21 protein-coding genes are annotated in these 23,426 nt (G+C 38.8%); all 21 read right to left on the bottom strand.

Annotated elements, in window-relative coordinates:
* Positions 1-233: 233 nt before the first annotated feature.
* Complete coding sequence (locus tag EL101_RS08450) at positions 234-1,940, bottom strand: proline--tRNA ligase (RefSeq protein WP_096597914.1); 1,707 nt, start codon at positions 1,938-1,940, stop codon at positions 234-236.
* A 24-nt stretch (positions 1,941-1,964) separates the two neighbouring features.
* Complete coding sequence (gene rseP, locus EL101_RS08455) at positions 1,965-3,245, bottom strand: RIP metalloprotease RseP (RefSeq protein ID WP_096597916.1); 1,281 nt, start codon at positions 3,243-3,245, stop codon at positions 1,965-1,967.
* A 6-nt stretch (positions 3,246-3,251) separates the two neighbouring features.
* Positions 3,252-4,382 carry a 1-deoxy-D-xylulose-5-phosphate reductoisomerase gene (locus EL101_RS08460; protein ID WP_119529682.1) on the bottom strand — a complete coding sequence of 377 codons (1,131 nt, stop codon included), beginning with the start codon at positions 4,380-4,382 and terminating at the stop codon, positions 3,252-3,254.
* A 16-nt stretch (positions 4,383-4,398) separates the two neighbouring features.
* Complete coding sequence (locus tag EL101_RS08465; protein ID WP_096597920.1) at positions 4,399-5,181, bottom strand: phosphatidate cytidylyltransferase; 783 nt, start codon at positions 5,179-5,181, stop codon at positions 4,399-4,401.
* Between the two features lie 14 nt (positions 5,182-5,195).
* Complete coding sequence (locus tag EL101_RS08470) at positions 5,196-5,957, bottom strand: undecaprenyl pyrophosphate synthase (protein ID WP_096597922.1); 762 nt, start codon at positions 5,955-5,957, stop codon at positions 5,196-5,198.
* 243 nt (positions 5,958-6,200) lie between these two features.
* Positions 6,201-6,755, bottom strand: a complete 555-nt coding sequence (frr, locus tag EL101_RS08475) for a ribosome recycling factor (RefSeq protein WP_019165474.1) — start codon at positions 6,753-6,755, stop codon at positions 6,201-6,203.
* Positions 6,756-6,772: 17 nt separating this feature from the next.
* Positions 6,773-7,495, bottom strand: a complete 723-nt coding sequence (gene pyrH, locus EL101_RS08480; RefSeq protein ID WP_019165475.1) for a UMP kinase — start codon at positions 7,493-7,495, stop codon at positions 6,773-6,775.
* A gap of 150 nt (positions 7,496-7,645) precedes the next feature.
* The gene (gene tsf, locus EL101_RS08485) at positions 7,646-8,524 is read right to left on the bottom strand and encodes a translation elongation factor Ts (protein ID WP_014614081.1); all 879 of its coding nucleotides are present in this window, start codon (positions 8,522-8,524) and stop codon (positions 7,646-7,648) included.
* Between the two features lie 90 nt (positions 8,525-8,614).
* The gene (rpsB, locus tag EL101_RS08490; protein WP_096540769.1) at positions 8,615-9,412 is read right to left on the bottom strand and encodes a 30S ribosomal protein S2; all 798 of its coding nucleotides are present in this window, start codon (positions 9,410-9,412) and stop codon (positions 8,615-8,617) included.
* A gap of 166 nt (positions 9,413-9,578) precedes the next feature.
* Positions 9,579-10,352: a GTP-sensing pleiotropic transcriptional regulator CodY gene (gene codY / locus EL101_RS08495; RefSeq protein ID WP_096597924.1), complete on the bottom strand. Its 774-nt coding sequence runs from the start codon at positions 10,350-10,352 to the stop codon at positions 9,579-9,581.
* A gap of 19 nt (positions 10,353-10,371) precedes the next feature.
* Positions 10,372-11,781 (bottom strand): ATP-dependent protease ATPase subunit HslU, encoded by a 1,410-nt coding sequence (gene hslU, locus EL101_RS08500; RefSeq protein ID WP_096597926.1) that lies wholly within the window; start codon positions 11,779-11,781, stop codon positions 10,372-10,374.
* A gap of 14 nt (positions 11,782-11,795) precedes the next feature.
* Positions 11,796-12,338: an ATP-dependent protease subunit HslV gene (gene hslV, locus EL101_RS08505; RefSeq protein WP_096545868.1), complete on the bottom strand. Its 543-nt coding sequence runs from the start codon at positions 12,336-12,338 to the stop codon at positions 11,796-11,798.
* Between the two features lie 6 nt (positions 12,339-12,344).
* On the bottom strand, positions 12,345-13,205 hold the full coding sequence (gene xerC / locus EL101_RS08510) for a tyrosine recombinase XerC (protein ID WP_373364891.1): 861 nt from the start codon (positions 13,203-13,205) through the stop codon (positions 12,345-12,347).
* A gap of 149 nt (positions 13,206-13,354) precedes the next feature.
* On the bottom strand, positions 13,355-14,659 hold the full coding sequence (gene trmFO, locus EL101_RS08515; protein ID WP_096554981.1) for an FADH(2)-oxidizing methylenetetrahydrofolate--tRNA-(uracil(54)-C(5))-methyltransferase TrmFO: 1,305 nt from the start codon (positions 14,657-14,659) through the stop codon (positions 13,355-13,357).
* Positions 14,660-14,686: 27 nt separating this feature from the next.
* Positions 14,687-16,756: a type I DNA topoisomerase gene (gene topA / locus EL101_RS08520; RefSeq protein ID WP_096540759.1), complete on the bottom strand. Its 2,070-nt coding sequence runs from the start codon at positions 16,754-16,756 to the stop codon at positions 14,687-14,689.
* 83 nt (positions 16,757-16,839) lie between these two features.
* Entirely contained in the window at positions 16,840-17,727 is an 888-nt protein-coding gene (gene dprA, locus EL101_RS08525) for a DNA-processing protein DprA (RefSeq protein ID WP_096597930.1), read from the bottom strand.
* Between the two features lie 242 nt (positions 17,728-17,969).
* Positions 17,970-18,875, bottom strand: coding sequence for a succinate--CoA ligase subunit alpha (gene sucD, locus EL101_RS08530; protein WP_086427944.1), 906 nt, complete (start codon positions 18,873-18,875; stop codon positions 17,970-17,972).
* Between the two features lie 21 nt (positions 18,876-18,896).
* Entirely contained in the window at positions 18,897-20,063 is a 1,167-nt protein-coding gene (gene sucC / locus EL101_RS08535) for an ADP-forming succinate--CoA ligase subunit beta (protein ID WP_019165484.1), read from the bottom strand.
* 1,324 nt (positions 20,064-21,387) lie between these two features.
* Positions 21,388-21,663 (bottom strand): hypothetical protein, encoded by a 276-nt coding sequence (locus EL101_RS08540; RefSeq protein WP_096540753.1) that lies wholly within the window; start codon positions 21,661-21,663, stop codon positions 21,388-21,390.
* 91 nt (positions 21,664-21,754) lie between these two features.
* A complete protein-coding gene (locus EL101_RS08545) occupies positions 21,755-22,540 on the bottom strand; it encodes a ribonuclease HII (RefSeq protein WP_096540751.1) in 786 nt (261 codons plus the stop codon).
* Positions 22,533-23,405, bottom strand: a complete 873-nt coding sequence (gene ylqF / locus EL101_RS08550) for a ribosome biogenesis GTPase YlqF (protein WP_096554988.1) — start codon at positions 23,403-23,405, stop codon at positions 22,533-22,535. The genes EL101_RS08545 and ylqF overlap by 8 nt, the downstream gene beginning before the upstream one ends.
* Positions 23,406-23,426: the final 21 nt, after the last annotated feature.

Below are 23,426 nucleotides of genomic sequence, written 5' to 3' on the forward strand. Positions count from 1 at the left end.
GCCTCCATTCATCGTCACCTAGTCAAACTGTGTTAAACATGGCCACTTTTCAATTTAAGAGAGAAGTCAACATTTTTTATACTATCCCTCGGGAGTCTCGTCCATCCGGCAACCATGCAAGAACAGAAGCAAAGAATGAGGGCAACTCAGCCCCTGGGAAAGCGAAACCATTAAAGCAATCCTATGCAAGTGGCATGTTTTTATTGGAAAGTGAGCAAACTCAACTTTAATTGTTATTGAAGTTGGCCGTACAGTGCCTCAAGGTGTGCCACTAAATCGTTCACATGCACATCTTCACTGTCGCCAGTATCACGACGCTTCACTTCTACGATACCTTCTGCAGCATTTTTACCCACTACCACACGAACTGGAATACCGATTAAGTCTGCATCGTTAAATTTCACACCTGCTCGCTCATTTCGGTCATCATACAGTACATCATAAGTCCCTAATAATTGATCGTACAATTGGTCTGCACATTCACGTTGTTCGTCTTTTTTAGGGTTCACTGTAATTAAATGGACATCAAATGGCGTCACTGATTTCGGCCAAATAATCCCGTTCTCATCATGGTGTTGTTCAATAATCGCGCTCAATGTTCTTGACACACCAATGCCATAACAACCCATCGTTAAGTTTTGTTCACGACCTTGTTGATTTAACACTGTCGCTTTCATCGCTTCAGAATATTTTTCACCGAGTACGAACACTTGGCCGACTTCGATGCCTTCCGCAAACTTCGCTGGTCCGGAACCGTCAGCAAGAGGCTCACCTTCAAGAATGAAACGGAAATCACCATAGCCTTCAATTTGGAAATCACGCTCAACATTTGCATTCACATAATGGTAACCATCTTCATTTGCACCAATCGCTAAGTTGCGCAATGATTGCACGAATTGGTCTGCATAGACTTTGACATCTCGATCTGTCACAGGGCCTAATGAACCTGGTGATGCACCTAATAAATTACGAATTTCATCATCCGTTGCCATAGCGACATCATCAGTTTTAAAGTAATCTTTAATTTTGACGTCATTCACTTCATGATGACCGCGAATGAGTAATAAAATAAACTCGCCATTCACTTTAAAGACCATCGTTTTAATGATATTTTCTAACGGTTGACCTAAAAAGTCTGCAAGCTCTTGTGCCGTTTTAACGTTAGGTGTCTCTACTTTTTCTAACGGTTGTAACGCTTCGTCCGTATTGACTGTTTCATAATAAGGTACTTCTGCTTTTTCAATGTTCGCAGCATAATCACTGTTATCGCTATACACGATCGTATCTTCACCAATGGCACTTAATGCATGGAATTCATGTGTGTGATTTCCACCAATCGCACCTGAATCCGCTACAACTGGACGCACATTTAAGCCCACACGTTTGAAAATCGTACTGTATGCGTTATACATATTTTGATACGTTTCCATGAGTGATGCTTCATCTGTATGGAATGAGTACGCATCTTTCATAATGAATTCACGACCACGTAATAAGCCGAACCGTGGACGCTTTTCATCACGGAATTTTGTTTGAATTTGGAACAACGTTAATGGAAGCTGTTTGTATGAACGTAATTCGTCGCGTACGAGTGATGTCACGACTTCTTCATGTGTTGGCCCTAATGCAAATTCACGTTGGTTGCGATCACGTAAACGCATGAGCTCCATACCGTATGCATCCCAACGTCCTGATTCTTTCCATAGTTCAGATTGTTGCAATACAGGCATTACAACTTCTACTGCGTCAATACGTTCCATTTCTTGACGGATAATATCTGAAATTTTATGGATGACACGTGTTGCTACTGGTAAATAGCTGTATACCCCCGCAGCATTTTGTTTAATTAAGCCTGCTTTTAATAACAATTGGTGGCTTATCGCCTCAGCTTCAGCAGGTACTTCTCTCAATGTTGGAATAAAAACTTTTGATTGCTTCATCCTAGATTGTTCCTCCTTGTCCTATTATAAGAAATAACGTTGTATATCATTCCAAGTGACGAGCACCATGATGATTAATACAAAAACCGCACCTGCTGCAATAATAACTGTTTCGGCTTTTTTATTGGCAGGTTTTCTAAATATTGCTTCGTAAATCACGAATAAAATACGTCCACCATCTAGTGCAGGGATGGGTAATAAATTCATAATTCCCAAGTTCACACTTAATACAGCTGTCCAACTGATCAAGTTGATAATCCCTGTTTTAACGACCGTATCGACATTTTTGTAGATACCGACTGGACCATTTAACATATCAAAACTAAAGTCACCTGTAAAAATACTCGCGATCATACTGGCCACAGCAACGAAAATAATTTTACCGTATTCAATCGTCTGTTGGATGCCGAATAGAAGCGGTTCAAACAGTGAACGTTCTCTTTCAGGCATAAAGCCAAGTTGATAATTTGTTTGTTTACTTGTTTTTGTTGTTTGAACTTCTACTTTTTTCGGTGAGAATTCTTTTTCAAGCGTTTTACCGTCACGTTCAATGACGATGGTTGTCGACTTGCCTTCTGTTGCTTCAAGTTGCTTTTTCACATCATTAAAACGATGAATCTCATGATTACCGATTTTTTTAATTTCATCACCTTTTTGCAAGCCAATTTGTTGCGCGGGTGAGTTTTCTCCAACTTGATCAATTTTAGGCACCGGCGCACCTTGATAATACGCCAACCCGATAATTAACACTAATGCTAAAATAAAATTAAATAATGGACCTGCAAAAAGTGTTAAAAACTTTTGGTACGGCTTTTTATGCGTAAATTGACGATGGCGTGGTGCAATTTGAATTAAACTCCCATTTTGTACGAAGAATGCTTTTTCAGCAATGTTAAAACGATGACGTGCATCATCATCAGCCGTCACACCTTCAATAAATAAGCCTTCCGTTAAGTCGACCTGTTTCACTTCTAGCGCTTCGATTTGTTGAAATTTATGTTGATCATCTAAAATGATGTGCGTCACTTCATTCGCGTCATTTGTTTTAATTCTCACATGCATACCGGGTTGAACAGGTTGCTCTTCCATCCCGTCCCCCGCCATACGCACGTAGCCACCTACAGGCAGCAAACGAATAGTATAGAGTGTTTCATCTTTTCGAAAACTAAAAATCTTTGGACCCATACCAATCGCAAACTCAGGACACATAATGCCCGCACGTTTGGCGAAATACATATGACCAAATTCATGTACAAATACGAGGACACCAAAGACAATAATAAATGCAATAAGGGTTATGAGCACAGTTTCTTACACCTCATATTCTTTTGTTTTATAGTATTGATCTAATTCTAAAATTTGTTCAAGTGTCGGATTTTGAATGACTTCATGTGCTGCCATTTCACGTTCGATCATTTTTTCAATATCTAAAAACGCAATTTCACGGTTTAAAAACTTAGCGACTGCCACTTCATTGACAGCGTTTAATACGACCGGCATCGTGCCACCGATACGCAATGCATCATACGCATATTGTAAACAACGATAACGATCAAAGTCCATAGGTTTAAAGTTCAATTGCGCCACTTCTGCAAGATTTAACGATGGTGCTTGATGTTCGATACGTTCTGGATATGTGAAAGCGTATTGAATCGGCATGCGCATATCCGGCGTACCTAATTGCGCCATCACACTTGTATCAACAAATTCGACCATTGAATGAATGATGCTTTCTTTATGCAAAATGGTTTGAATTTGATCAATATCTAAGTCAAATAGCCATTTCGCTTCAATCACTTCGAAGCCTTTATTCATCATCGTTGCAGAATCGATCGTAATTTTATGGCCCATTGACCAGTTCGGGTGATTTAAGGCATCTTCCACCGTTACTGAAGCCAATTGATCACGTGTTAAGTCACGGAATGAACCACCACTTGCCGTAATGACCACGTTTTTCACTTTGCGCATCTCTTCACCATTTAAACATTGAAAAATCGCAGCATGTTCTGAGTCTACTGGTAAAATATTAACGCCATGTCGACGTGCATGCGCCATCACCAATTCACCAGCAACGACTAACGTTTCTTTATTGGCTAATGCGATATCTTTCCCTGCTTCAATGGCTTTCATCGTCGGTTCGAGCCCAACACTACCAAGCAATGAATTTAACACTAAATCATTTTTATCGTAAGTCGCCACTTCAATCAACCCGTCACGACCACTGACGATATGACTGTGATAAGGTTTTAATTGTGCGACTGCGCTTTCTTCCTGTACAGCAACAATCTCAGGATTAAGTTTTTGTATCACTTCAATTGCAAAATCAATGTTTTTTCCTACAGTGAACGCAATTAAATTAAAATTTTCAGGATGGCGTTCAATGACATCAATAGCCTGTTGACCAATTGAACCTGATGCGCCTAAAATAGCGATATTTTTCATCATTTCTCACTTCTCTTTACATTTGAATTAAGAAAATATTCATTAAAGGTAATACGAACATAAAGCTGTCAAAGCGGTCTAAAATCCCACCATGTCCTGGAAGTAAGCGCCCTGAATCTTTGACACCAAAATAACGTTTGAACCCTGATTCTACTAGATCACCCAATTGTCCGAACATACTCAATACGACTGTGATGAGTAACAGGCCTACCATTGGATAATCAAAATCTACGAAAAACATAAATGCGATTGGCACAATTAAACTACAAATCAACCCACCGATGAAACCTTCAATCGTTTTGTTCGGGCTAATCGTCGGCCATAATTTACGTTTTCCTAAGAGGCGTCCAAATATGTATGCCCCAGTATCTGTCAACCATACGATCAACAATCCAAATAAGATAAACTCTAACCCTGCTTCTCGCGTTACATAAAAATACATAAAACCGATACCTACATATGCGACAGACATCAAACAAAAAGCAGAGTCCATAAAGCTAAATCTATTTTTTGACATCACTGTATAACTTAAAATAATAAAACTCATCGCAATTAGTGATTTTTGTTGCAACACGATAACCCACTCCCCAAAACCTTGCGGGAGCATCAAAATAACTAATGCCAATGCACTTAAAAGACCAGGTATTGACAATAATTGGATTCTATTCATGTTTAAAAGTTCTTTTAACGCAATTAATGCAAGTAAAAATGTGAAATACATCCATGTTGATCCACCAATGAGCAAAATAGGTAAAAAAACAATGAGTGCCACTATCGTTGTGATTGTTCTAACCTTCATCCCACTACTCCTATCTACAATCCTCCAAATCTTCTTTGTCGCGATTGATATGTTTTAATACATGCTTTTAACTCTTCCTCATCAAAATCTGGCCACATTTTAGAATTAAAAATAAATTCACTGTACGACAATTGCCAAATCAAAAAATTACTAATGCGTTGTTCCCCAGACGTACGAATCAATAATTCTGGATCAGGATAATCACGAGTCATGAGATATTTTTGGAAATGTTGTTCTGTTAACGCATCGATATCTTGATCAGACGCATGACGCATCTCTTTCATCAATGTTTGAATACCGTGAACAATCTCCGCACGACCACCGTAATTAATTGCAAATATTAAAGTCAATCCCGTATTGTCAGCTGTTTTAATTTTCGCTTCTTCAATCGCCTGAATCGTTTTTTCTGGCAATTCATCAATAAAGCCAACTGTTTCGACTCTCACATTTTTCTCAATCAATTCTGGTAAAAACGTATTTAAAAAGTTAACAGGTAAGCCCATGATGTAATTGACTTCTTCATCCGGTCGCGACCAATTCTCCGTTGAAAAAGCATAAAGGGTCAAATACTTAATCCCTAAGTCACTTGCTGCACGCGTAATCGTTTTGATCGTTTGCATGCCTTGATAATGCCCTTTGATTCTTGGCATTTTACGCTGTTTCGCCCAACGCCCATTGCCATCCATAATAATTGCAATGTGTTCAGGAATATTATGTAAATCGAGCGCTTCGATATGGTTTTGAGTGTCATTTTTTTTCTTAAATTTCTTAAACATGCGCGTTCCTCCGAGCCTATTTCGTCTCTTAAAATATTATAATCTCATAAGCGTACAATTATCTACCATTTTATCACACTCAATACCTGCATTGAATAAACAAAGAAAAAAACTGTACCAAAGTCGTATTCGGTACAGCTTAAAAGTAGACAAACTTTTTCTACAGTCTTCCTATTAAATTGGACTGAGTTCACACACCTTAATGACGTTGAGACAACATCATAAGGTGAATGACAGCGCGATTTAGACTGACATGATATCTTTTTCTTTGTCTGCCACTAACTGATCGATTTCTTTGATTGAGCTATCAGTAATTTTTTGCACTTCGTCAGATCCGTTACGTAACTCATCTTCAGAAATTTCGCCATCTTTTTCTTGTCTTTTTAATGTATCGTTTGCATCACGACGAATGTTACGGATAGAAACTTTCGCATTTTCACCTGTTTTCTTCACTTCTTTAACAATCTCTTTACGACGTTCTTCAGTTAAAGCAGGTACCATAATACGAATGACATCGCCGTCACTAGTTGGGTTAACCCCTAAATTTGCTGCGATGATTGCTTTTTCAATGTCAGCCAAAGACGTTTTGTCATATGGAGATACCACGAGTAAACGTGCTTCAGGAACGTTAATACTTGCAAGTTGTTGTACAGGTGTAGGCGCACCATAGTAATCGACTTGAACACCTGCTAGCAAGTTTGAGTTCGCACGACCCGCATTGATTTGAGCTAATTCACGAGATAAATTCTCAGTTGACTTTTTCATACGCGTTTTTGCATCTTGAATAATTTCTTTCATTGTTTCGCACCTCTATATTATTTTGTAATGATTGTACCGATATCTTCACCTTGAACAGCACGTTTAATATTGCCTTCTTCCATAATAGAGAAGACTTTTAACGGTATATTGTTGTCCATACAGAATGAAGAGGCTGTTGAATCCATTACTTGTAAACCTTCTTGTAATAGTTGGATATAAGTTAAGCGATCATACTTTTTAGCATTCGGATCAACTTTAGGGTCTGCTGAATAGACACCATCCACATTGTTTTTACCCATTAAAATCACATCTGCTTCCACTTCGGCTGCACGTAATGCTGCAGTTGTGTCTGTTGAGAAATATGGGTTTCCAATACCTGCTGCAAAAATAACGACACGGTTTTTCTCTAAGTGACGAATTGCACGACGTCGAATGTACGGCTCGGCAACTTGTTTCATTTCGATTGAAGTTAATACACGTGTATCACAATCCAATTGCTCAAGGCTATCTTGTAAAGCTAACGCGTTCATCACAGTTGCTAACATACCCATATAGTCAGCAGTACCACGATCCATACCTAAATCGCTACCTGTTTTGCCACGCCAGATATTACCACCACCCACAATGACAGCAATTTCAGTGTCCATTTTAGCTACTTCTGCCACTTGTTCTGCGATGCTTTTAATAATCATTGGATTGATACCAAAACCTTTGTCACCTGCTAATGCTTCTCCACTTAATTTCAAAACTACTCGCTTATATTTTGAAGTTTCAGTCATTATTTTAACCTCTCTATTCATAATATGTAAAACAATACAAGTAAAGAAGACACAATAAGTATCTTCCTTGCACACGGCTTCAATCATGCATTGAAGTCATGCAAAGGAGGACACGAAAGGTGTCTTCTTTCTTATACAAAACCGTGTTAATTATTTCATTTGTCCTTTAACTTCATCAGCAAAGTTTTCTTGGCGTTTTTCAATGCCTTCACCTACTTCGTAACGTACGAAGTCAACAAGTTTGCCACCTTTAGATTTAAGGAACGCTTCAACTGTTTGATCAGGGTTTTTAACGAAGTTTTGATCAACTGCACAAATTTCTTGTAAATATTTACGTAAACGACCTTCAACCATTTTTTCAACGATGTTTTCTGGTTTACCTTCATTTAAAGCTTGTTGTTTTAAAACTTCTCTTTCGTGGTTAAGTTCTTCTTCACTTACTTGCTCAGAAGATACATATTTAGGGTTGATTGCTGCGATGTGCATTGCAACGTCTTTCGCTGCGTCTTCATCAGTTGTACCTTCAACAACTGAAAGCACTGCAATACGACCACCCATGTGTAAATAAGCACCGAATGCATCGTTATCAGTTTTAGTTCTGATTTCAAAACGACGTAAGCTTAATTTTTCACCGATTGTTGAAATTGCTTCTGTCATATGTTCAGAAACTTTTTTACCATTTGGTAATGTTGTTTCATTTAATTCTTCAACAGTTGCTGCTTTTGTATCAAGAATTTGGTTAGCAATTTCTTTTACAAGCTGTTGGAAACCTTCGTTACGAGCAACGAAGTCCGTTTCAGAGTTGATTTCAACGATAACTGCTTCATTACCTTTTACTTCAACATGTGTGATACCTTCAGCCGCAATACGGTCAGCTTTTTTAGCTGCTTTTGCAATACCTTTTTCACGAAGGTAGTCAATCGCTTTTTCGATATCTCCATCAGTTGCTTCTAAAGCTTTTTTACAGTCCATCATACCCGCGCCAGTTCTTTCGCGTAATTCTTTAACAAGTTTAGCTGAAATTGCCATTCATAATTCCTCCAATTTTAAAAAATGCTTGATTTATTTTAAAAAAAGGTGATAAGCATATTTATCTTATCACCCATTTCAAGATGCGTCTTAGTTAGATTCAACAGCTGCTTCAGTGTTTTCTGTCGCTTCAGTTGATTCGCCTTCTGCTGTTTCATCTTCTGTTAAGTCGATGTCTTGTTCAGCAGCCACTTCTTCGTTTGATACACCTTGTTGACCTTCTAAGATTGCGTCCGCCATTTTACCAGTTAATAATTTAACCGCACGGATTGCGTCATCATTCGCTGGGATAACGTAGTCAATTTCATCTGGATCACAGTTTGTATCAACAATACCTACGATAGGAATGTTTAATTTACGCGCTTCTGCAATTGCATTACGCTCTTTACGTGGGTCAACTACGAATAATGCTTGTGGCATTGATTTCATTTCACGAATACCGCCTAAGAATTTAATTAAACGGTCATATTCTTTTTTAAGTTCTACAACTTCTTTTTTAGGAAGTACGTCGAAAGTGCCGTCTTCTTCCATTTTTTCAATTTCAGAAATACGTTGAACACGTTTAGAAATTGTTTTGTAGTTTGTTAAGATTCCGCCTAACCATCTTTGGTTGACATAGTAGTGGCCAGCACGTTCTGCTTCAGCCTTCACTGATTCTTGCGCTTGCTTTTTCGTACCTACGAATAAAACTTTACCGCCTTCTTCAGAAACTTGTTTAACAAAGTTGTAAGCTTCTTCAACTTTTTTCACTGTTTTCTGTAAGTCGATGATATAAATACCATTTCTTTCAGTGAAAATGTACTTTTTCATTTTTGGGTTCCAACGGCGTGTTTGATGACCGAAGTGAACACCAGCTTCTAATAATTGTTTCATTGAGATTACTGCCATAATATAAATTCCTCCTATTGGTTTACATCCGCCACGTCCACTCGTATAAAAACGATAAATCACCTTATCGCACCCTTTTATACTTTGATGCACGTGTGTGTTTTGACTTTTTCAGCCGCATATTAATATATCACAACATGTGACAAATTGCAACAAGTCAAGCCATTTATTCTGTGCGAGATAACTCGTCTAAAAATGCTTCTTTTTTAACTTTAATGAATGTCCCTTTCATACCGAGTGAACGAGACTCAATCACGCCCGCACTTTCTAATTTTCTTAATGCGTTAACGATTACTGAACGTGTAATACCTACGCGGTCAGCCACTTTAGAAGCAATCAGTAAGCCTTCTTTGCCACCAAGTTCTTCAAAAATATGATCAATTGCTTCTTTTTCCGAATAAGATAATGAATTAATCGCCATAGAAATGGCTGCTTTATCACGCGCTTCAGATTCAATTTCTGAATGTTTTTCACGCAAGATTTCCATACCGATTACTGTTGCAGCATATTCGCCAAGTACGAGGTCATTATCTTCAAACTCGTCAGACACGCGTCCTAAAACGAGTGTGCCTAAACGTTCTCCGCCACCAATGATGGGGAATACAGTTGTTTTTGAATCTTTAAATACTGATTCATTTTCTGGTGGGAATACAGACAATTCATCATCAATTGAAATGTTAGATAACGTTTCATAAACATGCATTAACTTTTCAGTATATTTTTCAGGGATATGTCGGTCTTCCAACATTTTAATAATACGTTCATTCTTAAGTAATTCATTTAAACTAGAACCTAATATTTTACCGCGACGAGAAACAATGAACACATTAGTTACAGTCACTTTACTAATTGTTTGTGCAACATCTTTGAAATCTACTGAGATGCCCTTATGTTTTTGTAACAAACTACTCAATTCTCTTGTTTTCGATAATAAGCTCATGTCATTACTCCTTTTTTTCTTATAAAATAAATTCGCTTAAATCTTTGTTTGTCGAAATCGTTTTTAATTTATCATCAACATATTGTGGTGTGATGTCCACTTGTGCATGCGGCATATTGGGTGCTTCGAAAGACAAGTCTTCTAACATTTTTTCTAAGATCGTATGCAGACGACGCGCACCGATATTGTCCGTTTCTTGGTTGACATGATGTGCCATTTCCGCAAGTCGATAAATGGCTTCATCTGTAAAGTTCACAACAACCTCTTCTGTTTTCAATAACATTTCATATTGTTTAATTAAGGACAATTTCGGTTCTTTAAGAATACCTACAAAATCATCTACTGATAAATCTTGTAATTCTACGCGAATTGGAAAACGTCCTTGTAACTCTGGAATTAAATCACTTGGTTTCGATACATGAAAAGCTCCAGCGCCAATAAAAAGCATGTGCTCCGTACTAACAGTACCATATTTCGTCTTGACTACGCTACCCTCAAGGATAGGCAAGATGTCGCGCTGTACCCCTTGTCTCGAAACATCTTGACCACTGTTTTGATTCGACGTTGCAACTTTATCAATTTCATCAATAAAAATGATACCCATTTGCTCTGCTAAATCAAGTGCTTCCTGGTTTGCTGTTTCATGATCAATCATCTCATCAGCAAATTGGTCAACTAAAATTTTACGTGCTGTTTTCACCGGCACTTCTTTTTCAACCTTTTTCTTTGGCATCAGTTGATTCATCATTTCTTGCATTTGCTCATTTTGGTTCGTGCCGAGCATACCTAGAGCGCCCGGATCTTGTTCTACTTTGACTTTAACTTTCTCATCTTCAAGCTGTCCATTCAGTAACTGTACACGAATTTCAGAGCGTTTTGTTTTAATATCTTCAGTTGGTGGTTCTTCTTCCTCTTCTTCGTTGTGTTGTCCAAAGTTCGGGATGGCACCACCAAATAAAGATTCTAATGGATTGTTGGTATTTTGACTTGCTTTTTTCTTCAGACTCGGTACAAGCAATTTCACTAATTTATCATTCGCTTTTTGTGTCGCTGCTTCAACCACATTCGCTTTTTTCTGTTCTTTCACTAAGCGAACAGCAACGTCAACTAGGTCTCGGACCATACTTTCGACATCACGACCAACGTAACCGACTTCAGTGAATTTCGTTGCTTCTACTTTTAAAAATGGTGCACCAACAATTTTGGCCATACGGCGTGCAATTTCAGTTTTCCCTACACCAGTCGGCCCCATCATCAAAATGTTTTTCGGTGCAATTTCTTGTTTCACTTCATCGTCAAGCAAACTACGACGATATCTATTTCTCAGCGCAATGGCAACTTTCTTCTTAGCTTCTTCTTGACCTACAATATATTCATTTAATCTATCTACAATATCTTTGGGTGTAAATTTAATCGCATTACGATCCATGCTCGATACCTCCATTAAAGTTCTTCCACTGTGATATGGTCGTTCGTGAATACACATATTTCTGAGGCTACTTTCAAGCTTTCGTATGCCATTTCACGTGCGCTTAAATGTGACGCATGTCTTTTAAACGCGCGACCTGCACTTAATGCAAAATTGCCACCTGAACCGATTGCAATCAAATCATCATCCGGCGCAATGACTTCACCTGTCCCACTCACAACGAGGATATGATCTTTATCCATCACAATGAGCATCGCTTCCAGTTGACGTAATTGTTTGTCGCCTCGCCATTCTTTCGCAAGTTCTACAGCTGCTCTTTCAAGGTTACCGCTATATTGTTGTAATTTGGTTTCGAATTTTTCAAAAAGTGTAAAAGCATCTGCCACACTACCAGCAAAACCTGCAATGACCTTGCCATTATATAGCTTTCTTACTTTTTTAGCAGTTTGTTTCATAATCACTTTTTCACCTAAAGTGACTTGACCATCACCTGCCATTGCTGCGCCACCATTATGTCTCACTGCATATATCGTTGTTGCATGTATTGATGAACTCATGTATGATTACTCTCCTTTTTTCGCACGTGGATGTGCCTGTAAATAAACATTTCTTAATTGTTGATTCGTCACATGGGTGTAACGTCCTGTTGTTGATAAATTAACATGTCCGAGTAGACTTTGAACAGTTCTAAGGTCTGCCCCTTCATTCAACAAATGTGTTGCAAATGTATGTCGCAGTTTATGTGGATGAATCGATGTGACACCCGCTGTACGTTTGACAATATCATTTAACACATAGCGTACACCCCGTTCTGTAATCGGCTGACCTTTTAAATTCGTAATTAAATATGGGTGCTGTACATTTTGAATCGGTGCAAACTCCGCCAAATACTGTTCGATACTTTGTCTACAGAATTCTCCAAAAGGTACGATACGTTCTTTGCCACCCTTACCTAACACTTTAATCCAACACATTTCAAGATCAACATCTTCTGTTTTTAAAGACACTAATTCAGAGACACGGATGCCCGTTGCATAAAACAACTCTAAAATCACTCTGTCTCTCAATCCTTTATGCGCGTCTTGCATGACAGTTTGAAACAAGGCTTCCATCTCTTCAGTATAAAAAAACGTCGGCAAATAGCGTTCCTTTTTCGGGTGGACCAACTGAACAAATGGATTCACTATCGCATGATCTTGCGTCATCCAAAATGCATAAAAACTCCGTAATGTCGATATTTTTCGTGATACTGTAGTCCGTTGAAGCCCCATATCATAAAGCGTCTGTAAATAATTTCTTGCGTCCATATACTTGAATGCCGTGAGCGACAATTGTTCTTGGGTAAGAAACCGATTAAATTGGACGAGATCATCATGATAAGCTTTCAACGTGTGGTCTGAGAAAAAACGTTCCCTTTTTAACATATCTAAAAATTGTTCTTGGATTTGTTTCAATTCAAAAACCCCTCCATCATTAGCATTGTAGCATAATGATGAGGGGAACTGCATTGATTATACATTGAATTTTTATATTTATCAAAATTTTGCTTATTTTGCCATTAATTACAGTTTCATTACAACGTCTGTTTGAAATGGTCCAAATGTTCTAATGCACGATTTGCTAAAGTTTCATAACGCTCTTTTTTATCTTTAATACGTTGTTCAAGTGGCGGTACGAGACCAAAGTTCGCATTCATCGGTTGGAAATTTTTATTGTTCGTTGCATGTGAAATGTAATAAGCCATACTACCGAGCATTGTTTCACGAGGGAAGACGACATCTGCTTTGCCTAACATACGATGCGCTAAGTTAATACCCGCAATCATACCACTGGCAGCACTTTCCACGTAACCTTCTACACCAGTCATTTGACCTGCAAAGAATAAGTTTTTGCGATTTTTAAATTCATAAATGTCACTCAACACTTCCGGAGAGTTGATAAACGTATTACGATGCATCACGCCATATCTCACAATATCGACGTTTTCAAGACCTGGAATGAGACGAATCACTTCTTTTTGTGCGCCCCATTTCAAACGAGTTTGGAAACCTACAATGTTGTATAAAGTGCCCGCAGCGTCATCTTGTCTTAATTGAACGACAGCATAAGGACGTTTCCCCGTTTTTGGATCTTCTAATCCGACTGGCTTCATCGGTCCGAACAATAACGTTTTTTCACCTCTGCCCGCCATCACTTCAAACGGCATACAACCTTCAAAATACTTTTCTTTTTCGAAATCATTCATCGGTGCGACTTCAGCTGCGAGTGCGGCTTCATAAAAACGGTCGAACTCCTCTTTTGTCATTGGACAGTTTAAATAAGCGGCTTCACCTTTATCGTAACGTGATTTCAAATACACTTTATCCATATCGATAGAGTCTTTTTCAATAATCGGTGCAGCTGCATCATAGAAATACAGTTGGTCTTCGCCTGTTAATGCCACGATTTCTTTCGCAAGTGGTTCTGTCGTTAATGGACCTGTCGCAATAATCGTTGGACCTTCAGGGATAGACGTCACTTCTTCATTGCTTACAGTTACGTTCGGATGATTTCTTAACTTTTCAGTGATATATCCTGCAAAGTCATGTCGATCTACCGCTAACGCACCCCCAGCAGGTACACGGGCATGATCCGCTGCTGCAATAATTAATGAATCTAAACGGCGCATTTCTTCTTTTAATACACCAACAGCATTCGTAAGCGCGTTTCCTCTTAATGAATTGGAACATACGAGTTCAGCAAATTGATTTGTATGGTGTGCTGGTGTTTGTTTCACTGGTCGCATTTCATAAAGATTCACGTGAATGCCACGTTCCGCCAGTTGAAATGCTGCTTCAGACCCTGCTAAACCAGCGCCGACAATATTAACAGATGTCATGGTTTTTACCTCACTTTAATACACATATTATTTTTGTACTTCTTCTTTATAGTCACAGTTTGAACATACGACTTGTGTCGCACGTCCTTTCTTACTTTCTGCCAAGTAGTGTTGACATTTCGGACAATCACGGCCAATCGGTTTGTCCCAAGTAACAAAATCACACTCTGGATAATTCGAACAACCATAGAAAATACGGTTTTTCTTAGACTTACGTTCAACGACATCGCCTTTTTTACATTTTGGACATGTCACACCAATCGGCTTCGTAATCGCTTTCGTGTTTCGGCAATCAGGGAAATTAGAACATGCCATGAACTTACCATAGCGTCCCATTTTAATGACCATTGGATTGCCACACACTTCACAATCTTCGCCAGCAGGTTCGTCTTTAATTTCAACCTTTTCCATTTCTTCTTCCGCGCGTTCAACGTCTTGTTTAAAGCTATTGAAAAAGTCACCTACTACTTTTTTCCAAGCCACGTCGCCATCCGCAATTTTATCGAGTAACGTTTCCATGTTTACAGTGAAGTCGACATCGATAATCTCAGGGAAGTACTCTTTCACTTGTTCATGCACGATCTCTCCCAATTCAGTTGGGACGAAACGTTTACTTTCATTCTTCACGTAATTACGCTTCTGAATCGTATCAATTGTTGGCGCATACGTTGAAGGACGACCAATTTTAAGTTCTTCTAATGTTTTAACAAGACGTGCTTCTGTATAGCGTGGTGGTGGTTGTGTAAAGTGTTGTGCCGGGTCGATTTTAGTCGCCAACACTTCATTACCAACTTCAAGCTTCGGCAAACGATTTTCTTTTTCTTTGCCCTTGTCATCATCTGTTTCAACATACAGTGTCATAAAACCTTTAAACTTAATCGTCTGACCGTTTGCTCTAAACTTCACATCATTTTGTGTTAAATCGACAGCAACCGTATCTAAAATTGCAGGTGCCATTTGACTCGCCACAAAGCGTTCCCAAATCAATTTGTACAAACGATATTGATCACGTGTTAAATAGTCTTTCATCTCAGCAGGTGTTCTTAACGTGCTTGTTGGACGAATCGCTTCATGGGCATCTTGGTCACCTTGTTTACCCTTTTTGGTCACTTTAGATAAATATTCACTGCCGTATTCTGACTCGATATATTGTTTCGCTTCATTTTGCGCATCTTTTGAAATACGTGTCGAATCCGTTCTCATATATGTGATAAGACCAATCGTACCTTTACGCTTCAAGTCAATACCTTCATAAAGTTGTTGTGCCACCATCATCGTTTTACGCGCCTTGAAATTTAATTTTCGAGCCGCTTCTTGTTGTAAAGTGGAGGTCGTAAATGGGTTGGCAGGTTTACGTGTTTTTTCTTTTTTTGTCACGTTAGATACTGTGAACTGATTACCGTCTAATGCTTTCGTAATGACTGTCACATCATCTTTCGTCGCTAACTTGAACGGTTTATCCTTATAATGAAGAAACTTGGCATTAAACTTTGATTTTCCATATCGAAATTCGCCTTCAATCGACCAATACTCTTCAGGTTTAAAGTTACGAATTTCATTTTCACGGTCAATCACAAGACGTAATGCTACAGATTGTACACGTCCGGCTGATAAACCTTTTTTTACTTTTTTCCATAATACGGGTGAAATATTATAACCCACTAAACGGTCTAATACGCGTCGAGCTTGTTGCGCATCGACTAAATCCATTTCAATACCGCGTGGATGTTTAAAACTTTCTTTTACAGCGTCTTTCGTAATCTCGTTAAAAACCACACGATTTTCTTTACTATCTTCTAGTTCTAAAATGTTTGCCAAGTGCCATGCAATTGCTTCACCTTCACGATCGGGGTCACTTGCGAGAAAAACTTTTTTCGCTTTTTTCGCATGTCTCTTCAAATCTTTAACAACTGGCCCCTTACCTCGGATAGTAATATATTTAGGTTCATAGTCATGTTCAACGTCCACGCCCATTTGACTACGTGGTAAATCTCTCACATGACCCATTGATGCGATCACTTTGTATTTTTTGCCTAAATATTTTTCTATTGTTTTCGCTTTTGCAGGCGATTCAACAATGACAAGATTATCTGCCAAAGTAGTTACCCCCTTGCTTTTTCTGTTTACAAAGATAAATGATAAACGGTTATTTTTATATTTGTCAATCTTTTGTATTTATTTCACAAAGCGTTAACATTTATATTCGCATAATCTTTCAAAATATCTTGAGCACATAATACAATTTCTGCGCCCTCTTTGGCACGTAGCATATTGCCTTTCGTATGCACATTAAACATATCCCCTGGCAGTACATATACATTACGATTTTGTTCTAATGCCTGATCCAACGTAATGAGCGCGCCACTTTTTTCTTTCGCCTCAGTGATGAGTATTCCTGTCGACAAACCACTAATAATGCGGTTGCGTTCAGGAAATCTAAATTTAGCGATAGGCGTGTGCGGTGGATATTCGCTTATGGTCAAATGATGTTGTTCCATCGTCTGGCGTAATGCTTGTGTGTTTTTAGGATAATGATGAAAATGCCCAAAGCCGAGTACACCAATTGTGGACAAGTGATGTCGAATCGCGTAATGATGTGCGAGTGCGTCTGTGCCATGTGCCAGTCCTGAAATAATAGTTAGTGGAAAATGTTGAAATGTGTTAAAAAGTGTTCCGAGCGCTTGCGAGGTGTATGGTGTATGTTGCCTTGCACCTACAATGCCAAGACTATTTGCAGAATGTTGAAGCAGTTCGAGTCGTCCTTTACAAAATAAAATCAACGGGGGATCATAAATTTCTTTCAACAACGGCGGATAAAGCGGTTCGTCTATCATAACCGGGACAATTTGATGTTCATGTAACGCCGGTTCAATTGTATGAATATTAAGCGTATCGAGTCGTGCGAGCTTTTGTTGAATATGCGTTGACGTCATGTGTGAAAGCATTGATTTGAAGGCTTGAATGCGCTGAGGTAAGTTTCCTGTAAAAGTACAAAGTTTAGGATAGTAGGATTGGAGTTGTTGTGTTGAAAATCCAGCGTACAATAATAATAGTAGAAATTGTTTCATGCGTAGTAGTCACCTCTTGATGTGAAATAAGCGTGATGTGTGAATGCGGAAAATAAAAGAAGTTGTGCCAAACATAAGTGGCATATTGAAAATGGGAATTAAAAAAGGATAGCAAAATCAAGCTATCAACACATGGACTGTTAGTGACTCTCGCATTAACAGTCCATGCATGAATAGCTTCCAAATCGCGATGCATCAGTTCAGTTGCCCGATACACCACTGATAATTGTATTGAAACTCAATTATTTAACAGTGAGTAATGATTCGTAAATGCCTGCTTCTTTAGCAGCTTCAATTAAAGTTGAACCGATTTCAGAAGGTGTTGCTGCTGTTTTAACGCCACATTCATTTAATGTTTTGATTTTTTCTGCAGCTGTCCCTTTACCACCTGAAATAATCGCACCTGCGTGACCCATACGTTTTCCTGGAGGCGCAGTTTGACCACCGATGAAGCCAACAACAGGTTTTTTCATGTTCGCTTTAATCCATTCAGCAGCTTCTTCTTCTGCCGTACCACCAATTTCACCGATCATCACAACAGCTTTCGTGTCATCGTCATTGTTGAATGCTTCTAACACGTCGATAAAGTTTGTACCGTTAACTGGGTCCCCACCGATACCTACAGCTGTAGATTGGCCGATACCTTCTTCAGTTAATTGATGTACCGCTTCATATGTTAAAGTACCAGAGCGTGAAACAACGCCGACATGGCCTTTTTTGTGGATGTATCCTGGCATAATACCAATTTTCGTTTCATCTGAAGTAATGACACCTGGGCAGTTTGGTCCAATTAAGCGTGTCTTTTTACCTTCAAGATAACGTTTAACCTTAATCATATCAATAACAGGAATATGTTCAGTAATACAAATAGCTAAGTCTAATTCAGCGTCGATACATTCTAAAATCGCATCAGCCGCAAATGGCGCTGGTACGTAAATGACAGATACGTTACCGCCAGTTTCTTTTTTTGCTTCTTCAACAGTATTGAAAACAGGTACGCCTTCAACCACTTGTCCACCTTTACCTGGTGTTACCCCTGCAACAATTTGCGTACCATATTCTAACATTTGCTTAGTATGGAAAAGGGCAGTTGACCCTGTAATACCTTGTACGATTACTTTTGAATTTTTATCTACAAATACACTCATTGTAGTTGTCCCATCCTTTCCTTACGCTTCGTTTACAAGTTTAACAATTTTTTGTGCACCTTCAGCCATTGTATTCGCTGGTTCAATTGCTAAACCTGAGTCTTTTAAGATTTGTTTACCTTCTTTAACATTTGTACCTTCAAGACGTACAACTAATGGTAATGTTAATTCCACTTCTTTTACTGCCGCTACGATACCTTCAGCGATAATATCACAACGCATAATACCACCAAAGATATTAACGAAAATACCTTTAACGTTTTCATCGCCTAAAATAATTTTGAACGCTTCAGTAACTTTTTCTTTAGTTGCACCGCCACCTACGTCAAGGAAGTTAGCTGGGTTACCATTAAAGTGATTAATCGTATCCATTGTCGCCATCGCTAGACCTGCACCGTTCACCATACAACCAATATTACCGTCTAATGCGATATAAGATAAATCGTATTTAGAAGCTTCAATTTCTTTTGGATCTTCTTCTTCTAAATCGCGTAATTCAACGATATCTTTGTGACGGAATAATGCGTTGTCATCAAAGTTGATTTTAGAGTCAAGTGCTAAAACATCCCCTTCACCTGTTAAAACAAGTGGGTTAATTTCAACGATTGAACAATCTTTTTCAATGAACACATTATATAAAGCAATTAAAAACTTAACCGCTTTGTTAATTGATTCTTTAGGAATATTGATGTTAAATGCGATACGACGTGCTTGATATGGTGCTAAACCAACCACTGGGTCTATTGTTTCTTTGAAGATTTTTTCAGGGTTTTTCGCTGCAACTTCTTCAATTTCAGTTCCACCCTCTTCAGACGCCATCAAAGTCACTCGGTCTGTTGCACGATCAATAACGAAACCAACATAATATTCTTTTTGGATATTGGCACCTTCTTCAATGTAAAGACGCTTCACTTCTTTACCTTCAGGACCTGTTTGGTGTGTCACGAGCACTTTTCCAAGTAACTCATTTGCATATGCTTCAACTTCTGATAAAGACTTGGCAATTTTAACACCACCCGCTTTACCACGTCCCCCCGCATGGATTTGCGCTTTAACAACATATACATCTGTGTCTAACTCTTTTGCTTTTTCAACAGCTTCTTCAGCAGAAAAAGCCACGCGCCCTTCTGGTACTGCTACGCCCATTGAGCGAAAAATTTCTTTTCCTTGATACTCATGGATATTCATACTCCATCCTCCTGTTTCTTAAGGTTAAGTTCAAGTACAATTATAGGAAATGTAAGCGCTATTGTAAACAGATTCCCTCTCGTATCACGATGTTTTATAAAGTCTGACATCCTCTTCAACACACGCAATACATTGTTTAACCCGATATCAAATGATAAAAATTATTTTTTTGCCCATCGAACCCAACACAAACGACAGATGAAAAACAACTGATAGCACTACATCTTCCCTATCAAAAGAATGAGAATCCGTTTGTGGTTTGTCATGCCATGCACCTCACCCTCCACTCCCTTCACTACAAGAAGAATGATGTGTGGAAGATTTTGTTTGAGCACATCACTCCACCTCTAAAACAAAAAATGTTGTGAGGTCAAGTTTGTTTTGAACATTACGAATACCCCTCATCTCAGTTTAAGGACTACACCAAGATTGAAAAAATCGCGCAAGTCCTAATCATGTTCAACTATTCTACATCATCTATCTAGAATGAGAGGGGCAAGAATTTTGTATTTGAATACATCACTTCATTAACTCCCCCTCCCTACACCATCTATAAAGAAGAATGATGTGTGGAAGATTTTGTTTGAGCACATCACTCCACCTCTAAAATGAAGAATGTTGTGAGGCAAATTTTGTTTTGGACATTACGAATACCCCTCATCTAAGTTTAAGGACTACACTCAGATTGCAAAAATCGGCAAGTCCTAATCATGTTCAACTATTCTACATCATCTATCTAGAATGAGAGTAGCAAGAATTTTGTATTTGAATACATCACTTCATTAACTCCCCCTCCCTATACCATCTATAAAAAAGAATGGTGTGTGGAAGATTTTGTTTTGGACATTACGAATACCCCTCATCTCAGTTTAAGGACTACACCAAGATTGCAAAAATCGCGTAAGACTCCTGAGGGAATACGTGCATACTGCTGACAGTCGCCTCTTTATTTTAATGGTGGGCGGCATTTATCGCAGTAGTTGTCTGACTTCTCAATGTTTGCACTTTTGAGAAGCCTAGTCAGCCTTGCGGGGGCAGTACGACGAAATCTTTGTTACACATGAGATTTCTGTACTGCTCCCAAAATCCAATTCGGCATCCTACAAGTGTACAATTTAATCAAGCCGAATTGAGTTGAAGGGATCAGCCCCTAGGAAAGCGCAGCGCGATACAAGCAATCTTACGCCCTCGCACTCATCCAAACCTGTGAATGTCGCAATATGTGCCTATAAACCAAAATGTCCCTAAACCAAAATGCTCCCCAAAACAAAAACTAGGACAAAACGGAAACTCTCCGTCTCATCCTAGCCTATGACACACTACACTAATCCTCATCATTCACTTGGAACGAAATCTGCGTATCATCATCCATTGGCACTTGCACAATCTTCTGCTCATCCTCCGTTGACTCCACCACAAACTGATGCTCCTTCAACAAACGAATCAAATCCGCCTGCTGTTCATCCTCAATCGAAATATTTAAATTTTCTTCAATCTCTTCTTTAATCTTCTTTAACTTCGCTTCATCTTCAGTAATTTCCACTTCTTTTTCTTCAAAGTGTACGAGCACTTTATATAATTTTTGTAACGTTTCATCCATGAGCTTCATATTCCTTTCTTTATTAGAAATTACTACTAGTAAAACATAATTCTAACTTTTTGAAAACTTTTTATATGCTGATCCATTTCAGTTAAAACTTCGAAACCATTGATTTAATAGGTTCGAAAGACTTTCTATGAATAGGTGTCACGCCGTATTGTTTCAAACCATCTAAATGTTTTTGTGTACCATAGCCAGCATTTTGTGCGAAATCATAACCAGGATATTGTTCTGCATATTCTGCCATCAAGTCATCACGATACACTTTTGCGATAATACTGGCTGCAGCGATGGACACACTTTTCGCATCTCCTTTAATGATCGCTTGTTGTGGTGCAGACAGTTGATCGAGCTTCATCGCATCAATTAAATAGTGCGTCGGTGTGACTGACAAATTTTCAATTGCACGGTACATCGCGATTTGTGTCGCCGCATAAATATTGTGTTCGTCAATTTCTTCTGGTGTTGCAACGCCCACTGCCCAAGCACGCACTTGCGCTTTTAATGACGTGTTCAACAAAGTCCGTTGCGTGGCAGACAACTGTTTGGAGTCGTTAATGCCTACAAAGTCATGTCCAGGCTGTAAAATGACTGCACTTGCGACGACAGGTCCAGCAAGAGGCCCGCGTCCGACCTCATCCACGCCACAAATCAATGCATCTGGTTGCGCATTTAAAATTTCTATTTCATATTGGCACATGTCACGATATTTTTGTTGTTGTAACGCTATTTTTTCAAGTTGACGTTGACGCTGCATGAACGCTTGTTGGACGCCTTTACGTTCATCTTGAAAATCAGGATGTTGCGCTAACGCCTCTAACGACGTCACGTGTTGCAATTCTGCTTTAATCACTTGAATCGTTTTGCCGTTACGCATCCGTCTCTGCCTGCCATTCAGAATATAAGTCAAAGCAATATGTCCCGATTTTCGCATTTCTGATGTCATAAATCAGTGCTTCAATGACTGCTTCATAATCCACTTCATTACCACGTTGTAACAGTCCACGTTTACGTCCTATCGCATCAAACCAATCCAGCATTTCTGCATCACGTGGGACATCGATTTTAAAATGAGCGAGTAAAGCTTCGTAATCATGTTCAATGAGAAATTCTAATCCGTAAATTGCTACTTCATCTAAATGGACAATACTATCCTTAATTGCACCTGTTAAACTCAACTTTTTACCAATCAGTTGGTCTTCAAACTTTGGCCATAAAATCCCTGGCGTATCTAACAACTGTAAAGATTTGCCCACTTTAATCCATTGCTGTTGTTTCGTTACACCCGGTTTATTCCCTGTTTGTGCAATCGAACGGTTCGCTAACTTGTTAATCAAAGTTGATTTTCCCACATTAGGAATACCAACAATCATCGCACGTATGGCTCTCGGTTTTAACCCTTTTGCTTTTTCACGTTCAAACTTTTCACGTGTCGCTTCAATCGCAGCCGCTTCCACATTTTTTAAACCTTTGCCATGTTTTGCATCAACGGCTACAGGATAAGCCCCTTTTTCCCTAAAGAACGCATACCATTTTTCCATTTCTTTTAAATTGGCCATATCTTTTTTATTGAAAATGACGACGCGTGGTTTTTGTTGAATGACCTCATCAATCATAGGGTTTCTCGAACTAAAAGGAATGCGCGCATCAACTAATTCAAAGACCACATCCACTTTCTTCAGTTGTTCCGTTACTTCTCGTTTTGCTTTGGCCATATGACCTGGATACCATTGAATCACCATAGTTTTAACTCCTCTTAATTA

This window comes from Staphylococcus delphini (genome assembly GCF_900636325.1).
GTDB lineage: Bacteria > Bacillota > Bacilli > Staphylococcales > Staphylococcaceae > Staphylococcus > Staphylococcus delphini.